We start from the raw sequence: 4,669 nt of genomic DNA on the forward strand, positions 1-4,669 counted from the left end.
AGGGAATGGGGCCGCGTGTCAAACGGATCGGGACGCGCGCGTCGCGATTGCTGCCGAGGGCTGGAGGCCGATCTCCATCGAGTCCGCGAGCATTCGCCGCCATGGCGAGGCTGCGTGCAAGATGCGCCTGACCAGCGACGAGCTGATCATCCAGCTGCTGGACAGTGGTCCGGACGGGCGCAGCCGAATTGAAGACCAGGATCGACCGCAACGCGTCGCGCTCCCAGTGCAACGCGTGGTCGACACGGTTCTGGGCTTCCGCCCATCCGCGAGCGACGTCGGCGCTGGACGTGAGATCACGTTGCGCCGTCCGGAGCGCATGGCCAACGCGGGCCGCGCCGTTGGCCGCCGTGAGATGTGCGAGGTCGATGGCCTGCTCCGGCTGCAGGTTGGCCAGGTACCAGGCAGCTCCGGCGGCGATGATCTCACTCCGCTCGAGCTCCACCGGATCGACCTTGTCCGGCGTATCCTCGGATGTATGGTGCGTGTAGTCGGGCGAGTGGTTCACCATCATTCCGGGAATCTTCCGATCGATGAACATGTTGTGATCGCTACCGCCGCTGTACGGCGTAACCCGATAGTTGAACGCCGATTGACTGCCGCGCGGTGTGCGAACGTCCATTTCGTCGACCATCTGCGCCATGTTTTCGACCACGTCATTGAGCGCACTGGGAATCGATGACGGTGTGCGGGTCAATGTCATCTTGGAGTGCAGCAGCTCGAGCTTCTCCCCCACCATGTCCAGGTTGAGATTGGCGAGGAACCTGCCACCCAGTTCCGGCCCGCGGAGTTCCTCGTGCGCATCCACGTAGGCCATCATTCCATAGTACTCGGGAATCCAGATGAAGCGGATGGAGCGCTGCGGCTGCGGCAGCCGCCGCGATCCGATCAGCTCGCTGAACGAACGCGCCATATCCAGCAGCGCTGCCGAGCCGGAGGCGTTGTCGTTCGCGGACTCCTTCGGATGGTCGAGGTGAGCACTGAGGACGATCTCCTCGCCTGCAGCGCCGCTGCCGCGCACGTGCGCCACAACGACGTCCATTTCGAATGGCTCGAGGCCGGGTCCGTCGACGCGCGCGTCCAGCACGACTCGCTGACCGGATTCGAGAAGCTTCCGCAGCCTGGTGCCCTGCCGGTTCGTGAGGTTGAACCCGAACCTGACGTTCTCGAGCTCGTGGGTGTTCGGCCACATGCCTGTATATGCAAGCATGTCCGGGTACTCCTGCGCACGATCGTCGTCCAGGTAGCATACGACCGCACTCGCGCCGTACTTGAGGACGGCAAGACGATGCACCTGCCCACCGTTCCCGGTACAGAGCACGATCTTTCCGGAGACGTCCCTGTTCTCGTAATCCGAATCCCCCGTTCCCGCCCCCACCCATACCAGCTCCGCCTGAACGTGACCTGCGTTGGAATAGGTGACCACGCTCATTCCGACCTCGGGATACCCTACAATCCGTTCGTCGTATGGCTCGGTCATCCGCAGCTCGGCGGATTCGATGTGCCAGCCGGATGGCGACTGCCAGCCCTGATAGTGGATCCGACCGTCGGAGGGGAACGACTCGATGTAGGCATCGGCTTCGGAGAAGCCCGCCTTCCTGAGCTCCGACAGCACATACTGCGCGGCATCGCGATAGCCGCGGGACCCCTGGATCCTGTGGTGACGGGTGATCTGGATCACGTGATCCTTGGCTCGTTCACCACTGAGCGTTTCATGAAGCAGGTCCCTCGTCCGGTCGTCGAGCAGCGATCCGCCCGTCTGGGCCGACAGGGGGTGGGCCGTTGCCATGACGAGCACTGCTACGACCGAAATTATGCCACGAAGTCGCATGGTCTTCTCCGGATCAGTTGCGAATGGCCGATCGTACGACTCAAAGCGCCTCATCTCAGGAGCGCCTCGAGCAGCGTGGCTGCCCGCTCGACTTCAGCGGCGTAACCGTTCAGCGCACTGGCGACGCGAGCGGCCTCGCGCTGCGCCACGGCTGCATCAGGAACGTCCTCCACTGCCTCCCGAATGCCCGGCATGGTTTTCACGCCGTAGCCCGTATAAAAGCCCGGGGCATACACCAGGTGACGAAACCACGGACGCTCCGGCAGCCCCGCTGTATCCGTCAGCCGGCGTTCCGCCTGGTAGAGGGTCCTGTTCAGCTCGGCTCGCTGCGCGGAATGTTCGCCCGACGCGCGCGCGGGCAACTCGTCCAGGCGTGCGAAGACCGCCTCGTATCGCTGCGCCGCGTTGCTCAGCCGATCGACTGCTGCCCGCACATTGCTCAGGTCCAGTGTCCGGGTGGACTCCTGGTCGTGGGCCTCCTGTTCGATCTCGTCGAGGTACTGGCGGTAGGTGCGTGCCGCATTCGTGAACTCGAAGGGCAGAACCGGCGCATCCGCCAGGCGGACAATCGACGTCGCCATGAAGCTGCCCAGCAGCGCGCCATATACGAATGTCGTGTCGCCAAAGCGTCGGTAGTGGTCGAATGTATCGTGACCGGAATGGTAGACTCCGGACTGCGCATCACCACCGAATCCGACGTTGCCGGCAGCAATGCCGGCGTGGTCGAGGAATGCCGTGTAATCCGATCCGGACCCAAGAGCCGAGATCGCGAACAGTGTGTCTGGTCTTGGTCCCGCTGAACCGAGACTGCGACGCTCCAGCCACGCGTCCAGAACCGTGGCATCCCGCAGCGGGTCGTGCACGTCACGGGCGACCTGCGTGAAGAACGTCTGCAGGGAGTGGGAGCCGCCTACGCCCACCCAGCCGCGATTGTTGCTGTCGGTGTTGAGATAGACGACCGCCTTCTCCCGAAGCTCGTCGAGGTGCTTCTCCACCCATTCGGTCGATCCGATCAGCCCCCATTCCTCCGCGTCCCATGCGGCGAACACGATGGTGCGATCCGGGCGCCAGCCGGTGCGCGCGAGCTGGCCGAGGGCACGAGCCGTCTCACCAAGCGCGACCTGCCCGGAAATCGGGTCGGCGGCACCATGGACCCAGGCATCATGGTGATTGCCATGCACGATCCACTCGTCGGGATACACGGCGCCCTCGATTATCCCGATGACGTTGTAGACCGGCCGGATCTCCCAGTCGAAACCGAGCGCGAGCCGTACCTTCGCGGGACCGGGACCGATGTGGTATGTCAGCGGTAGTGCCCCGCGCCAGTGCTCGGGCGCGACGGGGCCTTGCAGAGCACGAAGCAGCGGAAGCGCATCGCCGTAGGAGATCGGCAGCACCGGGATCGTCAGGATCGTTTCCGCGTCCTCGATCGCAATGCGCTCGGCGCCTTTTACAGCGCCCCTGCCCGGTGTGAGGGGATCTCCCGGCCGGACCGGCATGTCCATGACACTGCCGCGCTGGACTCCATGCTCGGGCCGCATGGGACCCTCGGGATAGACGTCGTTGACCCAGTACCCGTCGTCCTGCGGATCGGAATAGATGATGGTGCCGACTGCACCGCGTTCGGCGGCCAGCTTCGGTTTGATGCCTCTCCAAGAGCGACCGTACTTTGCAATGACGATCCGGCCTTCCACGCTGATTCCGAGGCTGTCGAGCAGACGGTAATCCTCCGGCAGACCGTAGTTGACGAAGACGAGCTCGGCCGTGACGTCGCCATCCGCCGAATAGGCGTTGTAGCTCGGCAACTGCCCCTCGTCCCCCGCATCCTTGTCGTCGTCGAAACGCTCCTCGGCCAGCCGCGCGGTGTAGTGGGTCGGCGAAACGAGCTCCAGGCTGCGCACGACAGGACGCGGCATGAGCGCTTCGAACTCTTCGATGGTTGCGTCCAGCCCGTACGACTGGAAGCGCCGGAGAATGTGTTCTGCGACTCGACGCGAGCCGGGACTGCCCGCATCATGCGGCTCTTCGCTGAGAATCCGGATCTGCTCCCGGACCGTGTCAGGGCTCGGAACCGTGTGCAGCAGGCGCTCGTTCTCCACCTGCTCCGCGAGCACTGGTGCCGGAAAGCCGCGGATCGGCTGCTGAGCCATACCCGTTGCCGGGAGCCCGATCACCGCGGCGGCGGACAGCATGGCGAACCTGAGGCGACAGTTCATGACTATTCTCGTTGTTGGGGAACCGCTGTCGTTCACCTGACGGGTCGATGCTTCATTCGTGTGCGCGTCCAAGCGTGACCGCCAGCAGGAAGACATGGCGTGCACTGCGGAGCATCGCGGGGATGTCGGCCCATTCGTCCGCCTGACCCCGTGCACCACCACGCTCACCGCCCAGCCCGATTGCCGGGGTGCCGGCCGCAATCGCCACGTTGAGATTCGCCGAGCCGGCATTGCTGAGGTTCGGTTGCAGCCCCAGGTGGCGAGCGATATCTGCCGAGGTTCGAACCAGGTCGGAATCGACTGCTCCTTCGATCTGGCCGCCGGGCATCTGCTGATACGGCTCCATCTCGAAGTCGATGCGGGTGCTGCCGCTGACCTCATCCAGGATGCCCCTGACGTCGTTCTCGATCTCCTCGATGACCGCGGAGCTCAAGGACCGTACATCCAGGGAGAACCAGCCGGTCTCCGGCTTGTGGTTGAACACGCTACCGCTGCGGACCATGGCGACGTTGATCACGGTGCGCTGGTCTGCGTGACGCTCCGGCTGTGGCAGCGAGAGGATCCGGTCGATTGCGCGCCCCATACCCTGATTGACGTTCGGCACGCCACCGCCGAGGGTATG

The 4,669-nt window shown here is 64.3% G+C and carries 3 protein-coding genes; all 3 read right to left on the reverse strand.

All coding sequences use genetic code 11. The annotated features are described in order from the left end of the window. On the reverse strand, positions 1 to 1,831 hold a 1,831-nt coding region (locus VFU06_15775), incomplete at its 3' end, for a DUF4910 domain-containing protein (GenBank protein ID HEU5210854.1). A 50-nt stretch (positions 1,832 to 1,881) separates the two neighbouring features. Then, positions 1,882 to 4,047 carry a transferrin receptor-like dimerization domain-containing protein gene (locus tag VFU06_15780; GenBank protein HEU5210855.1) on the reverse strand — a complete coding sequence of 722 codons (2,166 nt, stop codon included), beginning with the start codon at positions 4,045 to 4,047 and terminating at the stop codon, positions 1,882 to 1,884. Between the two features lie 52 nt (positions 4,048 to 4,099). After that, positions 4,100 to 4,669, reverse strand: a 570-nt coding sequence (locus VFU06_15785) for a peptidase dimerization domain-containing protein (protein HEU5210856.1), incomplete at its 5' end; no start/stop codon positions are given.

This window comes from Longimicrobiales bacterium (assembly GCA_035764935.1).
Lineage (GTDB): Bacteria > Gemmatimonadota > Gemmatimonadetes > Longimicrobiales > RSA9 > DASTYK01.

Coding starts and splice junctions, on each gene's coding strand:
- VFU06_15780 (HEU5210855.1), bottom strand. CDS start 4,047: ATGAACTGTCGCCTCAGGTTCGCCATGCTGTCCGCCGCCGCGGTGATC.